The sequence below is a fragment of the Enterobacter sp. RHBSTW-01064 genome (genome assembly GCF_014103035.1).
Taxonomy (GTDB): Bacteria; Pseudomonadota; Gammaproteobacteria; order Enterobacterales; family Enterobacteriaceae; genus Enterobacter; species Enterobacter mori.
Genome location: NZ_JABXOU010000011.1, coordinates 16120 through 34365, shown reverse-complemented (window position 1 = coordinate 34365; position 18246 = coordinate 16120). Strand labels below are relative to the sequence as shown.

13 protein-coding genes and 2 tRNA genes are annotated in these 18246 nt (G+C 49.6%); 2 read left to right on the top strand and 13 right to left on the bottom strand.

Features of this window, described 5'->3' with window-relative positions; translation table 11 throughout:
- The first annotated feature begins 363 nt into the window (after positions 1 to 363).
- Together HV355_RS22890 and HV355_RS22885 are read left to right on the top strand one after the other, a co-directional pair.
- Positions 364 to 1428 carry a phage repressor protein gene (locus tag HV355_RS22890; RefSeq protein ID WP_126336358.1) on the top strand — a complete coding sequence of 355 codons (1065 nt, stop codon included), beginning with the start codon at positions 364 to 366 and terminating at the stop codon, positions 1426 to 1428.
- 71 nt (positions 1429 to 1499) lie between these two features.
- Positions 1500 to 1907, top strand: coding sequence for a hypothetical protein (locus tag HV355_RS22885; RefSeq protein ID WP_182403630.1), 408 nt, complete (start codon positions 1500 to 1502; stop codon positions 1905 to 1907).
- Between the two features lie 23 nt (positions 1908 to 1930).
- Here HV355_RS22885 and HV355_RS22880 read toward each other — a convergent pair whose 3' ends face one another.
- The 13 genes from HV355_RS22880 to HV355_RS22820 form a co-directional block, all read right to left on the bottom strand.
- On the bottom strand, positions 1931 to 3439 hold the full coding sequence (locus HV355_RS22880) for a terminase (protein ID WP_126336362.1): 1509 nt from the start codon (positions 3437 to 3439) through the stop codon (positions 1931 to 1933).
- Positions 3439 to 4815 (bottom strand): DNA pacase A subunit, encoded by a 1377-nt coding sequence (locus HV355_RS22875; RefSeq protein ID WP_182403628.1) that lies wholly within the window; start codon positions 4813 to 4815, stop codon positions 3439 to 3441. Before HV355_RS22875 ends, HV355_RS22880 begins: the two co-directional genes overlap by 1 nt.
- On the bottom strand, positions 4812 to 5204 hold the full coding sequence (locus tag HV355_RS22870; RefSeq protein WP_126336366.1) for a late promoter activating protein: 393 nt from the start codon (positions 5202 to 5204) through the stop codon (positions 4812 to 4814). The genes HV355_RS22875 and HV355_RS22870 overlap by 4 nt, the downstream gene beginning before the upstream one ends.
- A 160-nt stretch (positions 5205 to 5364) precedes the next feature.
- Entirely contained in the window at positions 5365 to 5940 is a 576-nt protein-coding gene (locus tag HV355_RS24335; protein WP_223563617.1) for an MW1434 family type I TA system toxin, read from the bottom strand.
- Between the two features lie 390 nt (positions 5941 to 6330).
- A tRNA-Ile gene (locus HV355_RS22860) sits at positions 6331 to 6406 on the bottom strand.
- Between the two features lie 353 nt (positions 6407 to 6759).
- A tRNA-Met gene (locus HV355_RS22855) sits at positions 6760 to 6888 on the bottom strand.
- 1132 nt (positions 6889 to 8020) lie between these two features.
- Positions 8021 to 9277, bottom strand: a complete 1257-nt coding sequence (locus HV355_RS22850) for a hypothetical protein (RefSeq protein WP_126336370.1) — start codon at positions 9275 to 9277, stop codon at positions 8021 to 8023.
- A gap of 103 nt (positions 9278 to 9380) precedes the next feature.
- The gene (locus HV355_RS22845) at positions 9381 to 9683 is read right to left on the bottom strand and encodes a hypothetical protein (protein ID WP_126336372.1); all 303 of its coding nucleotides are present in this window, start codon (positions 9681 to 9683) and stop codon (positions 9381 to 9383) included.
- Positions 9680 to 9871, bottom strand: a complete 192-nt coding sequence (locus HV355_RS22840; protein WP_182403626.1) for a hypothetical protein — start codon at positions 9869 to 9871, stop codon at positions 9680 to 9682. Before HV355_RS22840 ends, HV355_RS22845 begins: the two co-directional genes overlap by 4 nt.
- Positions 9872 to 9884: 13 nt before the next feature.
- Positions 9885 to 10364 carry a VRR-NUC domain-containing protein gene (locus HV355_RS22835; protein ID WP_126336376.1) on the bottom strand — a complete coding sequence of 160 codons (480 nt, stop codon included), beginning with the start codon at positions 10362 to 10364 and terminating at the stop codon, positions 9885 to 9887.
- A 126-nt stretch (positions 10365 to 10490) separates the two neighbouring features.
- Positions 10491 to 10748, bottom strand: coding sequence for a hypothetical protein (locus HV355_RS22830; RefSeq protein WP_126336378.1), 258 nt, complete (start codon positions 10746 to 10748; stop codon positions 10491 to 10493).
- Positions 10748 to 11185, bottom strand: coding sequence for an olxA (locus HV355_RS22825; protein WP_126336380.1), 438 nt, complete (start codon positions 11183 to 11185; stop codon positions 10748 to 10750). Before HV355_RS22825 ends, HV355_RS22830 begins: the two co-directional genes overlap by 1 nt.
- Positions 11186 to 11219: 34 nt before the next feature.
- Positions 11220 to 18098 (bottom strand): SNF2-related protein, encoded by a 6879-nt coding sequence (locus HV355_RS22820; protein ID WP_182403624.1) that lies wholly within the window; start codon positions 18096 to 18098, stop codon positions 11220 to 11222.
- Positions 18099 to 18246: the final 148 nt, after the last annotated feature.

Sequence of the window (18246 nt, the reverse complement as noted above, 5' to 3'; positions counted from 1 at the left end):
ATAGAAAAATGACAGGGTAGTTATAAGTAATTATAAAAATTGTAACGCCTCGTCTTTGAAGCGATTTCTGTCACGCGCATCAGGTTTGCTCATTTCCTCTACATTATAACCTAACTTTAAATAATGCTAATTATTTAAAGTTAGGAATTCCTCTAAGCGCCGGATATTTATACGGGTTTCAAAACACCCCGCATTTATTGGCTGATAGGCCATAACGATCAATAGCAATGTGATTGATCAGTGAGGGCGGTTGATATTTTCTAACGAATATACAGCTACATCCTATTTACGAATCTGAGCGAAGCGGATACATTTGCCGTTAATGATTTATATTAGAAAACCCCTACAACATTTTGAGGGCTTATGAAGAAAACTGCACTTGAAAAGGAATACCGAAATTTCATCGCCGTTGCTGAGCGCTGGCGGGCTATTTTGGCGGAGCATGAAGTGTTCCATGACACCAATGGTAATGGTGATGCCTTCCGTTTCATTGCTGTGACCTCAGACGGTGCGGTTCTGGACGAAGCGAAAGAGTGTTTACGGAAATGGCAGGAGTTTGCTGACTTATGCCAGGCAGAAGAGGGCGCAGCAACGCTCGCCATCCCTGAACCAACTTTCCTACCAGTACCATTTATTGTCGAGGATACAGCACAGGCCACCCAGATTTATCATCGCCGTGCGACGCCTTCTACTACACTTACGCGCGAGCAGATCCTGAAAAAGTACGATTCCATTATCAAAAAAGGACGTGCTTCTCCGGTGCTGGCACCAGTGATTCGCCCTATGCTTGCCGAGAGAAAAATCTTTGAAAATGAACCTGCTGGTTCAAAGTTTCGCGTTAGAAAAACTTCCTTTACCGAGGCGGTAATCGGCACTGCGAAATCTAAAGGTGGGGCTCTTACTCGTTACCGTGTCGGCTCCCACGGGGCGCTGATTTTTGCACAAATACCGGGCTTACACGTACCAGTAGTTGATCAATCGGAACGCCGTAGCGCAACAATGTACGATGACGTGTTGCCTGTACCATGCGCCCCACTTGGTGAATACAAGCTATACCGAGTCAGTGATCTCGATATGGCACAACGCACCAGCATGACCAGATCGTACATTCAGAAGTGCATCGAGGCCCGCACAGCTAAATTTTCTAAGCTGGAAGCCGAGCGTCTGCGCGATGCACCACCAGCGCTTAGACCTGTCATGGTGGCAAAGTTCAAGAATGCCCGCGTGATGCTTGAAAAGGTGAACACTATGGACGCTGAATTGATTGATGCCATTGCGGCCGCCGGTGATGATATTGGAAAAATCAAACTTCGCAGCGCCCGTGCCCTGTATGGAAAAGAGATAGAGGCGCGTCATGGCATCTCTTTCGAGAAGGCACAAGGCGAAGCGAAGGTTTACACCCCTCGCGCGGCCAAACTTAAAAAATAAACACTTATAAATTCCTGCGCTTGCAGGTAGAGATTTCTAAGCCATAACTATTCACAGCAAAAGGAATAAAAATGACGATTCAGCGTCGTGAAGTCTATCTGCTTGTAAAAGAAACGTACTCTGGCAAGGTCACATACGTTGAAGGATTGCAGAGTGTCAGCAATTACTTTTTCGATGGGCATGCACGAGTAAATGACGATCCTAATGGTAAAGCAACGCATGAAGAGTTCATGGACGGCATGCGGCCAGCTCAGGTTTTTTACGTGCCTAGCAATACCTCTGGAAAATGGCAGGCTGCTTTCCATAGTTTTGGCTGCTACCCGGAAATGGGCGCGCCTCAATTGGAATTCATCATTTTTGTAGGTGCATATTCTAACGACCACGATCGAACGTTGGAGCTTATGCGTGAAGGGATGGACCGTGCCTATGAAGTGATTGAAGGCACTCGCCAATTACGTGATGGTGAATTCACAGACTAATGCTAAGGCCCCAAGGAAGGGGCTTACAAATCCAGGTCTACCACATCCATACTGGATAGCGCTTCCTCCCTGAATGCTTCCATCTCTCCCCCAACATCTTCATCTGCAGGCACGTAATCCACGATAAAGGTGAAGCAGTAAGTGTCCCAGCGATCGGGGGATTTGATATTTAGCTTTTGGCGCATGTGCTCCTTACGCATCATCACAAGACGCCCTTCCTCGTTCATCATGTATGGGATTTTAGAGGCTTGCTCAGCTGTTTTCGGACTCGCGTCAATGCGCATTCTGCCTGACTTAATAGCGTCACGGGCCATAATATTCGCGTAGGCACGCTGGTTTACGAAGCGATCCTTATCTTTCTGCGCAAACATAGGCTTACCCCAGCGTATGCGCACAGGATTAGCGCCGCGGCGAACCAACTGAGCACACGTATCCGAACCGAAGCCGTCAGCATCTACGGCAATAGTTATGTTCGGGTATTTATCCGGTGTGCACTCATTGAAAATGAAGTCCCCAAATGCAAGCGGGTCCATAGTACCTGGCATCTCCAGTATCTTGAAGCTAACGACACGTCGTTTCTCCCGATGCCCGGATACCTTCTGTATGTTGAGGACAGATTTATCGCGTCCATTGCCGACGTCGGCGGTCGCCACCCATCCCCAACCTTTTTCCAGCAGAACGCGTCGGCGAGCAGCTCGATCGCACTCATCACGTCCCAGCAGATAACCAGCAATCTCGCGCGGGAACTGACCCAATACCTTAACCATGTATTCGAGAGAGTCACGCCCGCCGTACTCCAACAGCTTTTGCTTGATGAACTGTGTGGTAACGAAGGGAGATTCTTCGGAATTGAGGACAATGGATGTCCATATACCGTTTGGGTTATCCGGGTTTTTTGCGAGGGTATGGTGTGAATCGTAAAAATATCCGCTTGGACGTGTCGGCTGGGACAGCATCAGCATGCGGTTATCGAGCTCTGTCAGTGCACCGGTCATTACCCCGATCGCTTTGTCGGAGATACCAGAGGCTTCATCGAGAATTAGTAACAAGTGCGCTGCGTGCTCACCTGCCAGCGCTTCTTCGTTACCGAGGCGGTAGCCCTTGCAGAGGACTTCCCAGATACCTTTGCGCGAGCGTTCATAGAACATGGTATCCGACAAAACAAAGTAGTTTTGTAGCCATCCGTGACGTTTAATGGCATTGGCCCAATACGTTTTCACGTACTTGAATACGCCAGTTTTAACCTGTGCGATTTTGTTGGCCACGATAACCACACGGGCATCGGGGTACAGAATCATATAGATCAGTAGTAGCATAGCCGTAAGCGACGACTTACCCGTACCATGCCCGGATGTTACCGTTGTGCGGCTGCCGACGCCCTGAACGGATTCAATGATTTCCTGCTGCTGGGGTGATGGCATCATCCCGAAGAGCTCTACAACGGCGCGGGCATAGTCATAGCGGTACTTAACCGCCATATCGCGCCAGCGAGGGTCGGTAGTGACACACTTAAGCTTCCTTGCGCCGGACATTAAACCTCCTCCGGCGGGTCAATCGCTATCTCTTCATCATCGTCATACGCATCATTTGGAACATCATAAATGTCGCTGGTGGCCGACGGGTCCAGATCCAAATCTTCATCACCAGCGTCAAACTCACCGGCCTTGCGGTCGCCGGTGGCATCGATATCACCACAACCTAACTCTTCAACCACTTTCGCCACTTCAGCACGGCGGTTGGCTAGCCATTCTGGGTGCTCTCTCTGCTGCTGATGATATGCCTGTGCGTCTTTTTCAAGCTGCTCTTCATCTACAGTGTTATCGGCAACTGGTGGTTCAATAGCGGCAATAGCTCGTAAAGCCTGGGCGGCCAACATTGCCGGAACGGATACGCCTTGACGCTCAATATATTCAGCGACACCAATATCATCCAGTTCCTCGCGCTCACGCATACGTAGAGCTGTGGCGATGACCCGAGCCGCGCGTGCGTCTGCCCCTATGCGGTGCTCTAATTCCCTGCGCTTCATCTCCATCTGCTCACGAGCTAGCCCCAGCTTCTCTTGAGCTTCTGCCTCTTTGAATTGCTGTTGCCGCGCAGCCTGCCTGAGCTTCTCTGCACCCTGCTGTAGCTTACTTTCGCCCTGATAGATGGCGGCCAGGCGACTGGTGAAGTCATTCATGAAGTAAGCGGAATCTTCTAACAACCCACGCAACTTAATTGAGGGATGCACGCCCTCTATCTCATCACCAGGTTGAATATCATCTATTTCCTCCTGAAGCCTCGCTGCCTCCTGATCAACCGCTGCCCGGTATCGAAGCGCTGACTCGTTAGCCATCTCAATGACAAGGCGCAGATGGTGCTCTGGCCCCTGTTCGAGCATCTTTTTGGTAGCTTCGCTAGAAGGTAATGCAACGACGTTAGAACCAAGCAAGGGGATCATTTTCCCCTTTGTTGCTTTCGCCGTTTTCTTGATCCCTTTTTTAGCTGCCTTTTCGGGGATCATTTGCGGATCATTGGCATCGAGTGATCCGGCCCTTCTATCTCCTATCCTATTGTTTTTATTTGATTGTAACTTGGAATCAGATGTGCGCTTTTTTGGGGGTGCACGGAATGATTTATCACCCACCAATTTGTCAGCTTTTGTAAGTTTTGAGTTATTATTAGTCGTATTTTGTTTGTTATTTGCTCTTGTGTGGCGTGTTTTTTTTACCGCTTTCCCGGAATGATCCCCTAAATGATCTCCTGCCTGATCAGCATTCATTGCCGAGTTCTTTTTCAGGTTCAGGTGTTTTCTGGCCGTGTTGAAACTCAGGCCGTTTTGCTCGCTGTACTCTTTGATAGTAATGCCGGTGTCCGCACGTTGCGCCGCGAACCTTTCACGGTGCTCATCCCAGCTAATGCCGCTCATGCAGTGGCCTTACGTGAGCGAACGGCGCTGTTCCAGATACGGTTAGCCATATTGACCACTTCCCGGCGATTTCGCTCCGAGCTCTCCACCAGCGCTTTTGACGTGTTTTCCACCATTAGGCTGCCGTAATCAGGAATCCGGCCACGGACCTTGAACTGATAGCCATAAAGGCCGTGCAAACGGTAGCGATGCGGGTAGACCCCCTCCTCTCGCTCACATTGAGCGCGTTTGGAGCGAGCGAAGTGACGAATGATGTTAGTAACGCGATCGCGAGTGACTAATAGTGTGGGGTATTCAGATGCGGCAAGACGTGTAACTTCCGTCACCGTGAGAAAATCACCATGCCTTAACATGATGTCTGCTATTTCAGCGCTACTAATCTGGCCCATTCATCCCTCCGGGGAAAACTTCACGGGAGGGATGTTACGGGGTTAATGAATCGCAGGTAGACTAGCTAAATGTTGAAATTCGTTAGAAAATTAATGCGCGGATAATCACATTCGTGCATATCAGAAATTAGTTTTCGTTTTGTTTTTTGTAAACCGGTCATCAGAATGCCTCCCAATCAGTAGCCATGATGTCAACACCAATCGCGCACCAATCATATCGCGCCTGCTGTTCGCCATCAGTCATCACCAGTCGTGGCATCATTGGTAAGGACGTACCTGATACCACTTGGAATAATTCGTCCGGCATAAAGCTCGCTACGCTGCTTTGATCCCCCACCAGCCCCATGATCAGCGAGACATATTTCCCTTTCGGCCAGTTGGCCCGTCTTATATCCAATCCCCGGAGAAGCCAATGGTAAGCTGTGGCAAACGTAACGCTCTCTTTGGCCAGCTGAATATCCCCATTCGTGGTGGCTTCATGGAATCGTATCGTTCTCACTGCAGCTTCTGCCAATGCCTTAAATGGCTCTTCGTCTACAGCGGATAGAGTGAACCCAAATGCCGTAACTGACACCCTTGTGCGCGCTCCCTCAAACTGAGTGTCTACGCTGAACTTTTTACGCACCAGGGCTGTGTAAAAATCATGTTTTTGATTGCTCCAGTCCCAACGGCGACCAAGGAAATCACTGAGCACCTGATCCTGTTCCGATAGCACCATTTCTACAGCTTTTGCCACGTCATTCCCCTTACTGCAGATATGCCGAAAGCCGGTCATACCGGCTCGGCTTCATCACGTCTTACTTGAGTGGCCTATTGGCCGTGAAAGTCTTCGAATGGTTCAAAATGGGGAGGATGTTATTTGCTCGTCCAGGCAATGTTTCACCAACGCTATTCCGAGAGCAAGGACGCTGAATGAATAACACCCTCTCGATTTTGCGCCAGTCTCTACCTGGCCGTCACACCGAACCGTCGCGATGGTGAATCGCCGCACCCAGGACAGTGGGAGACATTGCACATTCCAGCTACCCGAAAAGCAGTAAGACAGCGGTTAAAGGTCCCGCTACTGATCCGGACTGCTTAATGGGTGCATGTGCCATACACCCAGCCTGCATCGTTACAACCAAAGTGGTGGCCCCTGCCGGGTTTGAACCGGCGACCTATCGGTTATGAGCCGACAGCTCTAACCGCTGAGCTAAAGGGCCTTTTTCAATTGCGTTTGGGTTTAGTCTTAGGTTTGCGCAGCGCCTTAGCTGTTTGCTCAACGCAATATGCACCCACCAGTAGCGCCAGAATCGTCCAACCTGGATTCTTATCGAAGAACTCCCAGAAATTCATCTAAACACCCAATGCGTTAAAATTTTTCCGTGACAAGGCTGCTATGACAAACCAGATCGCAGTATTGAGCAGGTTGTAGTAGAGCAATGTCTTACCTGTGGCCATGTCAGGCTCGGCGAACAGAGCGACCATCAGGGTAATACCTATGAGAGTTATCGAACCTAGCCCGAACACCCTCAAAATAGCTCTTTGCATAACCGTTCCTACATGTTTGATAGCGCTGTGGCGCTGGGACTCGAACCCAGATAACGTCCGGCCGGACCGCATGAGATACCCTGGGTTATGATCCTTAGGTAGCGCTCAACTCCCCCTTCAGGAGGCGCTCTGTTCCAATTGAGCTACATCCACAACAGGGTGAACCATCCCCCCGGGGCTTCACTCCCCCGATAAGGTTCTCCTCGCTTAACTCCACTCGGGCCGTAGCGCGATACGGCTTGCGTGGCTACCCGCCCCCACCAGTCGCGATGCCGGACCAGAGGCAAGAATGATTCACTCTGTTGTGTGCTGTGGCGCCAGGCGCTTATCTTCTGGTTGCTTCATAGAGCTGCAATTCACCACAACGGAAAGGACACTTACTGCGAGGCAATGCACTCCTTCAAATTGAATGCAAAGTAGACAACCCATAGCACTAAATGACCTTACCTGTTGTGTTCTAAAAAAATGCCCACCGTGGGAGATGGGCAAAGACTACACACAGCAATAATTTGTTGCGGCGGGGGTGCCTCCCCCTGCTGGTTCGGTCAGTGAACAACCACCAGCGGCCTCATAAGGAAATGGTGATATCTAATGGCAAAATGACTTCACTAATTACCGCGTGCGCTGAGCCGCATTACCGCAACATGAAAACACACTGCCCTGCAAAAACCCTGTCCCCACAGAGGTAGAAAGCAGTGCGCTTTCATGTTGAGAATGTTTACCGGCGCTTATCCCGGCACGGCCACTCAGGCGTCTGGTCAACCTGGCCGCTGGCGTCTTTTCGAGGCTAAAGATAAAAAACCTCGCCAGTCTTGCGTCACGTTTGCACCGTGTTTTAGCCCCTTACGAGGGCCAGGCGGACGGGGTTTGAGCCTCACGGGGCATTCTATGCGCGGGATTACGTCGTCAACCGCGTTCACTGCCGTGACAGGGAGGGCTACATGCCGTTCACCTTCTCCAATTCACTCCACCAGCGTAAAGGTAATAAAACGCATCAGGAGCGGCCCGAATCGAACTGTTTGTGGAGCTTTGCAGTTCACACAAAGAGGATGACCCGTAACAGCCCGAACCTGGCCCACAGATTTATGACTACTGCCAGACCATCCTCTTTGCGTGCTGCGGCGCTTATGGAACGGCGCATCAGTACAATTTTCTAACACTTTAATTTGTCGGTGCTGTTTGTTAGCGAAAGTAGCAAGCAAATAAGTTTAACCACCAGCACCGACAACAGAATGGATTGTATGTAAGCTAAGCTACCTAATCAACCCTTGTGCGCAAATAAATTATCATTTTCTAACAGTGTTGAACTTGGGAGCCTTCTTCGTTTTGGCTTCAACGTATAATTGCTCCACCCCACCGTTAGCGCTATCCCACTGATCCGCCCAAACGCGGCAAGCATTAATAACTTCGTTACGCTGCTCCCCCTGCATAAACGGGATGTGTTCGTGGAAAGCAGACGGGATACAAGCGACGCTATGTACTGTGTCAAATTTTGAATTTCTGATAGCAGCCAAAGTCTCAGGACGCATCTTAAGCTCGTCCACTGAAGCTGATTTAGAGGCAACGATACGTGAATGCAGCTTTGGAAACGCATCTTTGAGATAGGTCATTATCTTATCGGCCAAGCATTCGTCTATCTCGTTGTTCCACTCTTCAGCAAAACCATCCATTCGAACATAAATCGGCACTCCCCAGATGGAAGGCAGGACATCCATTGAAAGAAGAACGGTAGTGCGAATCTGATAATGGATATTGGCCATTGTCAGGATTTCGGTTTTAAGTGCGCTGGTGGCCGTCAATCCGTATGGATGGGTATGAATATAACCAACTGCATCATGGCCATTAAAAATCATTGAGAACGATTCAGGAGTCGTACCAAATCCAGCGGCCACATTTAACTCTTCCCCGATCTGATGGCATTGTGCGCGCAGCTCTTCGACTTTGGTTTCGGCTAGGGTTAACCGCTTATTCGCCTGTGTTAAGTTCGCTGTTTGTTTTATGAATTTCTGGTTTAGCTGAGTATTCGCTTCTCTTAGCTCGCGGCGCTCTCTTTTGAGGCTCCGATTGTCCTTTTCGAGAGAATCGATCCGCTCAGTGAGAGTTGTCGGATAAGCTTTCTTGTACTGCTTAAGCTCTGTTTCAGTTGCTACGGATCGAGCCTTCAGCTGGTCGAGCTTAAGTGCTACCTGCTCAAGGGTGTCAGTATTTATCTTGCGGAGGTCAAGAATAGATTGTTCGAGAGTGTCGATGTCTACCGGCGCGTTAAGGACCAAGGAAAGCGTATTCATCGCCTGGCGGGTTTTTTCGTGGAAAGCTTCAAAACGATCCGCAAGGGCGTTGTAATCCTCAGCCTCTGCGTTCAGCCTTTCATCGAAACGCTCTAACAGGCTATCAATGGTCATTAAAGCTGTATCAAACAGTCGGGAAGTCAGATCATCACCAGTAGTCCTTTTCTGGATAAGGACGATCTGGCTACGCATTGATTCAATTTCAGCAATGAGTAAGTCTTCTTTAGTGGTTTGCGCTGCAGTTGGTTGTAACATTTCGCCGTTCCCAAGTTTTATTTTCTAACGAATTATATTAGAAATTAACTATTAGTAAATAGCGAATTTTAACCAAAAAGAAACCGCCATTTGGCGGTTATGTTCAGAAGAAGCGCGCTAGGACAGCGGCGAGTGCCACTATCAGAAATGGCGTGAGCGCATACGTCGCGTATTTTGCAATCCGAACCTTCGAAATGGGCTTAACCCCTTCGGCATACTCTTTATCAGTCATCTTGCCCAGCCAACAGGCCGCAAGTAGCGCTGCGTTCTCACTCATACCGAGTGCCATTTGTCCTTCTCGCAGCATTTTGTCCGTAATAACCTTAGTTGGCGTTTTCATTGTAGTGCTTTGCACACGGCCGCCGTCATCAGCGAACGACAATGAGCAATAATATAATCGCGTCATGATATAGCCTCCCAATCCCCAGCGGCGTATTCAGCTGGATGGATAAACTCATGCTCACCGGTGATCGGGCATCGAACATCCGGCGTGCCATTTTTCAACTTAAAGATCTCAATAAAACGAGCACCTACCCAATTCTCACGACGAGCGAGAATGACAGCACCAACAGGTAAAACATCCATGATATTCATCAAATACAAAGCCCTAACCCCACTCATCAAGACTGACATATTCTTTAATCGCCTCTATAGCCTCTTCAGGACTACGGGCTTCAAAACAGTAATATCCGGCATCAGAAAGACGCGACATCCAATCAATCTGCTCTGTCGTCAACCGATTAAAACCATGTTTCATTTCAATTCGCATACCGTGATAGCCCCCGCGAGCAAGATCTATGCTAAGGTCCGGATAGCCCTTCTTCTGGCCTTCGGCAACCATCTTAATCGCGGTAATTTTGCTTCTTAACCCACCATTGGGGGTTGCATGGGTATAGCGGTAAACATCTTTCATGTTGCGTTCCAGCCAATCCAAAACGCGTACTTGATCGTAATGTTCACCGTTGCCCTTAATCAGGTCTGGATTCTTTTCCAGTAAACGCAGAGCGATGGCATGAGGGGAAAGAAATTCACGCTCTTCCAGGCGCTTTAGTGCTTTGGACCTCGCTGGTCGCCGCTTCCCTACCATCGCTCACCTGAAGCCTTTGAAAATTTCATTTAAGATGCTACTTCACATTAAACGTATTATCTTTGCGCTGTGACAATTGGCGATATTTAGAACTATTCTCGGCAATAAATTCAATATATTAGACCACTAAACTTCCGTAATAGTCTTTTCAATACGTTCGATGGTTAAATCAACAGCCACTCGCCAGCCAGCCTGATCTAGGTCATTAACCTTTGCGACCAACTTCTCCTCAGTGTGAGGAAAGAAGACCCATCCCCATTTTTTTGGCTGCATTTTATTAGTAAGGGTGAATACCTTGTGATAGCGCTTAAATTCCAGGTTGTAGCCCTTGCTCTCAGCGTAAGCTTTTACATCTTCAATCGTAAATGCACGATTTTTATACATCACGCCCCCATTAACTTGAACTTTTCTAATGACTCATCGTATGAAGTGTAAATATATGGCTCAGTGTCGTTAGCATAACTGGCAGTTTCTAACATGTGAACTGGATTGTTCACCGAGTTAGATGCAAAACGTTCATCTGCATAGAGTTGTGCCGCCAAAATGGTTAGCGCCGGTCGGCTCATTTGGTAAATCTGAGCTACATCACTATCAACGATTTGCCCTAAATCAGTGAGCCCGCGAGTTAATAGCATTGTTTTGAGAGCTGGCCACCACGGGCCATATAGGTGGTAAAGCCCCGCATTGGTAGATATACGCTTAAACATGTTTTCTAAGTACAGCGTAACGAATTCCTCTTCTTTACGATCCACCAGCGCCTGCGGCAGGATTTCTTCAAGGTAGGCTTCAGTTGGTTTAACAGTGTCAATCAGTGTGGTCATTCTTTTATCGGCCCCTCGCGGGGCCGCTCCATAATTAAGCTGCTTCAGCTATGATTTTGCGCACTTCGTCAATTGAATAGCGAGTCGAAACCATCCATGCCGGACGATCTAAATCGATGTCAGCTACTGGGTTAACCTCAAAGTTCCAAAACTTCCCACCAATTCCTTTGATGGCATCCTTCGCTTTGCGGATTGTTGAGGAACCAGGAACGTCAGCAATAAGGTAAACCGCTCCAGCGTCCTCGCTTACACTCCACCAGCGGCCACGAACTCGGGCCCGCCCACGGATAGGGTTTTCATTTACGGTGATTGTAAAGTCCGCTTCTGCAGCTGCATCAGCTGTGTCTGACGCATCGATAGCTTGCTGTTCGCGAGCCGATTCCTGAGCCTCTAAAACTGCCCTTATCTCGCCCTCGTTGGCACCGCCATTTTTTAGGGATACGTAATCCTCCCAACTGGCCCCCTGCAGTGTTGCAGGAAGATCATTTACGTACTCACCAGCTTTAAGGCGTTTGGCGTGACCTATCGCCATGCCAACAAGTCGGTTGACAGCAACTGAATCAGCAAAATCATCAGCAGTTATGTATTTCTCCTCAAACGCATGGACCAGCGCGCCGATCTTAATCCATACGGTAGCCGGTGATTCCAGTGGGTTATCAGCATTGGTGACAGTGCTTTGGGCACCATGAACCTCTTGCTTAGCCGCACTATCGAGTTGAGCCCAGGCCTCCGAATCACTAAGGGCTAGGTATTGCTGATATAGTGCGTTTCGCCACTCCACCAGCCCTAATTTCGTTTGCTGAATTTTGCGGGTTATGCGGGAATCCCTTACCTGCTCAAACATCCGATCAATGTCGAACGAGTTACTGAAGTCCTTCATTTGTGCGCGGAACTGCCGATTTGTGATAATCCCTTTCCAGAATGCTTCCAGGCCTTCTCCGGAAGGTTTGCGGAACAGGCTGCGCAGGTCTTCAATTGTGACACTGTTCAGGCTTCGGCCATCGAGCTCGCGCGAAGCCATCCAAGAATCAAAGATCGACGTAACATCATCCATGCTGGCCTGATTGCCATAAGGCTCCATCGCGCGGTCGTATTGCATGCCGAACAATGCTCGAAGGAAACCTTCAATTTCATTTGCCTGAAACGCGTCATCTCCACTCTGGTGCTGAGTAATTTCACGTTTGAGAGCTTCGTCATTGACGTTAGGGTAGATCCACTGTTCGGCCTCAATAGCATCCTCATCCTTGCGACGGCGGCCAGAGTTGCTGAATTTACCATCAGGGATATACGCGATTGCTAACGCCCCGCTCTTCTCCCGGAATGGCCAGTAGTGAATTTTCTCTGGACCACTCCAGCCCCCTCGGCTCGGCCCTGTTACCGTCATGACATCGTTGCGGATCGCATCATAGAACTGGTCGACATTGAGAGTGGCAGATAGGTGCTGGCTCTCTACACCGCTTGCAGCTCTTTCGCGTGATTCTGCTACTCCTTCTTCGAAGGTCACTGGCTCTAGAACTGAGCTAAACAGCAGTTTCACAGTAGAGCCCGGGGAGCGCGACGAGTAGGTGTCCTTATCCAACCACGCAATACGGCACTGGTACTCTTCTGACTCAGCCTCTATAGCAGTGATACGCACAATAGCCGTCAGGTCGCGGGATTCATCAATAACTGCGCGGTAATAACTACCCTTATGCAAAAGCACGTTTTTAGCCGTTCGTACATAATCATGCGGGTTTTGAACCACATCGATATCGATATCCAACACACCGAATTTTATCGCTCGCTCAATATCACCACGGGACCGCTTCATCGTGGTATCCGCATCTTTTGCCCGAGATATAGCAAAACGCAACTCACGAACCCTTTTTTTCTGGTCGCGGAGAACATCGACAGTAGACTTTTGCCCGTTGCGATTAGTCCCAGAAGCAATCAAACGATCAAGTGATAGCTGAGTCTTTTCTACCCTTTCTTGTAGACTGACCAGCTCCGCTTCCATCTGTGAGACATCTTTACCGGCGGCGTTGGCCGCTTTTAGATAGGAGTCGAGCGCGTTATTAGCCTCTCGGACGGCTTTAGCTTTAATGCGGTCATCGCGCTCGCGGGCCTGGCGCTCCATAATGGCTCGGCGCTCATCCGGGTTTGCGGCCAGCATTACCGCTCGCTCATCGGCATCATCTGCATCTCCGTTCGTCACTTCGGACAGATCAGACGTCATTACCATCTTGATCCAGTCTTTCTTGCGCTTGAGCGTATCAAGGCGGAAATCATCGAAGGTACCTTTCCCGCAATAGTAGTGGACGTTAACCTTCTCCTGAGGCGAACCAACACGAGCACCTCGACCATTACGCTGATCAATACTGGCTGGCGTCCATGGAAGCGTCAGATGATGAATGTCCGTTGTGCCTATATGCAGATTTATTCCGACTTCAGCCTTTTTATTGCAGATAATGATCCGGGTGCGTCCCTCGTTATAATCCGCAGCTATCCCTTCCATCCCTTCAAGGCCAGCATCATTTTTTGCGGATACGTAATCTTCGTACAGTGCTAATTTGCTGTAATACGACTCCCAGGCTCCGTCTTTATATTCACCGTCTTTGTTGGCCGTCGGTTCGCTCGGGCGCTTTACCTTTTTCAGCTTCACTCCACCGGCTTGGCTAACGGTCGTCGCGTTGATAATGCCAATTTCAGCTTCCGGCAGCTGCAGCGCGCCAGCAATGATTCTGCGTAGCTTCTGGTGCTGGGCTTTTTCATCGATAAACACGATCTGTTTACCACGCGTTAGCCCCTCCCGGAGGTTCTCAATCAGAGCGGCATATTTTGGCGGAACCGGGTGGGATACCAGCTGCATAGAGATGCCCGCAGCGGCGATAGCCTTCAGAATATCCGACTCAAGTGAGATGCTGGCACGCAGTTCAACGTGATTAGGGTAAGTAGTTACAGCGGTTTTAACCACCTTGCTGGTGCGGGTGCTGACCAGGCCACCAACCTCATCTTCTTCAGCCTCTTCAGCGTCATCAGCCTCTTTGCCACCAGCTACAGCAGGGAGTGAAGCTGCAATTGAATTAACAGCCCCCTCATTATCCAGCGGAAACTGGAACGTAATGGCACCGGCGTATAGGTCCGGATCAATGGCGACCTTATCCATATCCCTTATGATCGAGAATATAAAATCGTCCGGCTTCTCATTCGGCCCCTTGATGCGCATCATTTGGGTTGTCGTGCCGTCCGCAGCTGTGACATCTATCGTTTCTGTTTGGCTACTGAGTTCCTGAGCACGCTTACGCAGTTCCTCATAAGCTTCCTGCTGAGCCTGCGTCATAGGGATCTGAATCGTGCGCTCTTCTATATCCGGTATTTTTACCGTAGCACCAACATCTGCAGCTGTTTTAAGCGTGGTCCATCTGTGGAAAATACCGCGCAAGCCATCAAGGTTCTGGAAACCTACCAGCCCCTGCTTCTCTTCAACTTCACCAGAGATTTTTTGTACCTGAACCGTCTCAGTCTTACCGAACACACGTACAAAGTCATCCGGGGTAATGATCCCCATTTTCAGCCAATCGGCCTGTGGAATGACGGTCGACAACATGTTGAAAGCATCGATAGGGCTATTAACCAGGGGAGTGGCGGTAAGCATCACAACACCACGCCCGTTGTTTCGATCCATCATGTACGCAGCTTTAACGGCCATATCGCGGGCCATTTTGGAAACAGCTGGACTTGGTAAGTATGCAAGCTGGCCTGCTTCGCGCCCGGCACCAAAGGAATTGCGGTAATTGTGGCCCTCATCAGCGATTACGCTGTCGAAGTTCATATCTTCAAAATATGGAACGTTTTGCTTTTTGGTCGTGCCGGTATCAGCTGCACGGTCCTTGATTTTATTCTTCTTTTGCGCGTCACGGTGCTTGCCAGAAGCAAGATCTAAACGCCCCATCTCAGCGGCATTAAAAACGGCCTGCTGCGAGTTTTTTTCTATGGTGTCATCACGTAACGGAATTGAGGCAAATTGCTCTTTAGTCATCACAACCATTCGCAAGTTTGAGGACGGGATGATGTTGAGTCGCTGTGCGATAGTGGTGCTGCTTGACTCTTTGACGACGTTGCGGAACAGCTGCTGGCCTTTGCTATTTACTTTAGGCTGACCATCTTCATCGAGCACCGGCGCAGTAAGTGCTTTACCATCACCATCCAACACCTCATCCAAACCGACGAACATCATGCCGTTAAAGGCTTCAGCACTGTAGAAGCTGCGCGCTTCGTGGTACCAGTTTTGATAAACAGCCTTAGGTACTACAATGCAGGTTCGTTTGGTGCGGCCCGTTTCGAAGTTATATGCTTCCAACGCTAGCGCTGTCGTTGTTTTACCCAGCCCGGTACCGAACCCCATGATCCCACGCCCATCTTCAGAAAGGCGGCGTACCTCCTCGTTCTGATACGTCAGTGGCAGCCTTTCACCGCTAATGCCTTCCAGACCCAAAGGCGCGCTGGAATGCGCAAACGGAATATAACCATTGAAGGCATTGTTATAATCGCGAGCTATCTCATCAGCTTGCGGGTGGGTGCGTAACCAGTCATTAAAAGAGGTTTCCAGTTGGCCGATTTTATCGAGGTATTCATTGGCGTTCTGGCCACGTGGTTTGACGCCGTTCAGATAGTTTTCGAGTTGGTTCAGGAATCCGTCTTTATTGTTAGCCTTTTTGAACTCGTTACCTGACCGGCCTGTAACGGTACGCATCTGATAGCCGGTAAATACTCCGTCTTTTCCTTCGTAGTCATCCGGCGATATCAGAATTCCGTCTTCAACTTCGAGATCTGAGGATGTGTATTTAAACTCGTCGTAACCCTGTGTCGCGAGGAATTCTTTAATCAGACGGCGATCCAGCCAGCGCGCGTTAAGATTTACAGTCACCTTATTTAACGGTGTAAATTCACGCTTTTCTTCGATCAAAGCTAATTGACGTTCGAAGTTGGCTTTTTGCTCGCCAGTGGCACTGTCACGCCAAGCAATAAGCGCGGCGACCTTGGTAGTGATATCGCCGCTGGTGGCGCGCCCGATAGGAAGTAAGCAACCATACCCATCGAGAGCAATATCGGGGAATCTCGCCAAATACTCCAGCGCGTCCTCGTCTGAAGCAGGTAATACACCGGCGAAGACTTCGCGGAAGTGCTCAAGGGTGATCGGCATGAGTGCCACATCACTGAATAAATGCGCTACGACCTGTTCTGGCTTGGTGAAATCGATACCCGCAGCGCCTTCGGTAACATCAAGGCGGCCTGCCAGGAGATCAGAGTTCGTACCGTCTTTCTTGACGTTCCCCGCGAAGGTCATCCAGTTTTTTGCTCCGGCATCGGTAATGTCATCTAATTTCACCGCATGTGGAGGGCCATACTTCGCAACTTCATCGGCAGTCAGCCGGGCCGCATCGGCTAATTCCTCATCACTGCTCACGCCCAAATTGCGCAGATCAAGCGCCCGGTTTATTAACTGGCCAATCAGAGCGCCTCGCATAATTCGCTCACGATCACCTTCTCGTTGCTTCTTGGCAAAGCGAATCATCGCGCTAACGTCATCATCAATAGCACGCGGATAATCTGCTGCGACGGCAGAGATTTGCGCCCAAGACAGCGACAAGATACCCTTCGCTGATTTGAAGGCGGTCTGCAGATCACCAAAACTGCCAGCACCGTACATTTGTGCGTCCAGGCGGGAATTGCTAGTGGTGGAATCTTTATGCCAGTGGATACCGTCAAACTCATGCCAGACGTCTCCGACTAGGCGCTTATCACCGGGCTTTGCTCCTTGCCAAGCAAGAGTTACTACCCCCAGTGAATCCCAGTCGATACGGCTATCAAAACGGCGGGACAACGCAGTTTTCATCGACTCGTTTGATACCCTGCCGTCCTTCTTGACCACCAGCGTATTACGGAAGCTGGCGCGATCCATATCGCCATAAACAAATCGGCTACCTTCCGGCGAAATAAACCACTTCCCTTTTACGAAAGTGTCCCAAAGCACGTTAGCGGATTGCAACTGCGCATCGCTGCTGTCAATTATGAGCTCGGCAAATTCCTCCGGATGTTTTCGTAAGACCCAGACGTCAACAACCGTGTCGGTACCGGATTCGGAGAACGTGCCAGATGGCATTCGGTGGGCACCCAAGAATTCCGCTTTTCGACTGACTTTTTCGCGTAGCTTTTTGTATTTATTCCCATCTGTCATGCCGTTGGGCACCACCAGCACCACGAGCCCGCCTGGCTTCACCTTATCGATGGTGCGCAGTACGAAATAGTTCCCCACGTTCTTTTCATTTGCATAAGCCGGATCAAGACCAGCCACCCCAGAGCGACCATCACCGAAAGGTACGTTACCGACAGCATGATCGTACATAGCGTCTTTTGCCGCTAACGCTTCGAATGGACCGATATTCACCGCATCTTCCGGGTGCAGCAACTGATTGATTCGGCCAGATATAGGAGAGAGTTCGGCACTGGTCATTACCATGCCTTGCTTTTTTGTTTCCTGGAAAATTCCGGTACCAGCAGACGATTCCAGCACATGCCCGCCACCAATCCCATAATCAGAGAACAAGTCCCAGATGCCCTCAGCCATAAACTGAGGTGTGTAATATTCGTATTGGCTGCCTTCGCCATCGTTAAGGCCACCTTCCCCGGTATAGCCTGCAAGTATCTGCCTTTGCTCATCAGTCAATTGACTGCCGTCAAAACCGGGAGGAAGCGAATGAAGAAGAGCTACGGCTGCGCTGTTCGCGGCGCGGCGGGTTGTTTGAATACTAACGCCATCAACCTTAGTGACGCCGAAGCTGGCTTTTAAGCGCGGTTTATGTAATCGACTGACGATCTCGATAAGCCGGTCAACGCTTTTGGCATCGTTAATCGTTTCGAGTAAATGATCCAAAGGTAATATCCCTCACATCCAGATATGCCGCGTGGTGCGGCGTGAATGTGAAGGGTATTGAGTGTGTTATTTCGGTAGGGTGGGAACCACACTTTTACGGCGAAATCACAACCTCGGCAACATGACAGCTCCATTTAATAGATTGGAG

Bases quoted from the DNA above. Each gene is read 5' to 3' on its own strand.
- HV355_RS22880 (WP_126336362.1), bottom strand. From the start codon at position 3,439: ATGTCCGGCGCAAGGAAGCTTAAGTGTGTCACTACCGACCCTCGCTGG.
- HV355_RS22830 (WP_126336378.1), bottom strand. From the start codon at position 10,748: ATGTATAAAAATCGTGCATTTACGATTGAAGATGTAAAAGCTTACGCT.
- HV355_RS22840 (WP_182403626.1), bottom strand. From the start codon at position 9,871: ATGAATATCATGGATGTTTTACCTGTTGGTGCTGTCATTCTCGCTCGT.
- HV355_RS22875 (WP_182403628.1), bottom strand. From the start codon at position 4,815: ATGAGCGGCATTAGCTGGGATGAGCACCGTGAAAGGTTCGCGGCGCAA.
- HV355_RS22885 (WP_182403630.1), top strand. From the start codon at position 1,500: ATGACGATTCAGCGTCGTGAAGTCTATCTGCTTGTAAAAGAAACGTAC.
- HV355_RS22850 (WP_126336370.1), bottom strand. From the start codon at position 9,277: ATGTTACAACCAACTGCAGCGCAAACCACTAAAGAAGACTTACTCATT.
- HV355_RS22825 (WP_126336380.1), bottom strand. From the start codon at position 11,185: ATGACCACACTGATTGACACTGTTAAACCAACTGAAGCCTACCTTGAA.
- HV355_RS22845 (WP_126336372.1), bottom strand. From the start codon at position 9,683: ATGACGCGATTATATTATTGCTCATTGTCGTTCGCTGATGACGGCGGC.
- HV355_RS22870 (WP_126336366.1), bottom strand. From the start codon at position 5,204: ATGGGCCAGATTAGTAGCGCTGAAATAGCAGACATCATGTTAAGGCAT.
- HV355_RS22835 (WP_126336376.1), bottom strand. From the start codon at position 10,364: ATGGTAGGGAAGCGGCGACCAGCGAGGTCCAAAGCACTAAAGCGCCTG.
- HV355_RS22890 (WP_126336358.1), top strand. From the start codon at position 364: ATGAAGAAAACTGCACTTGAAAAGGAATACCGAAATTTCATCGCCGTT.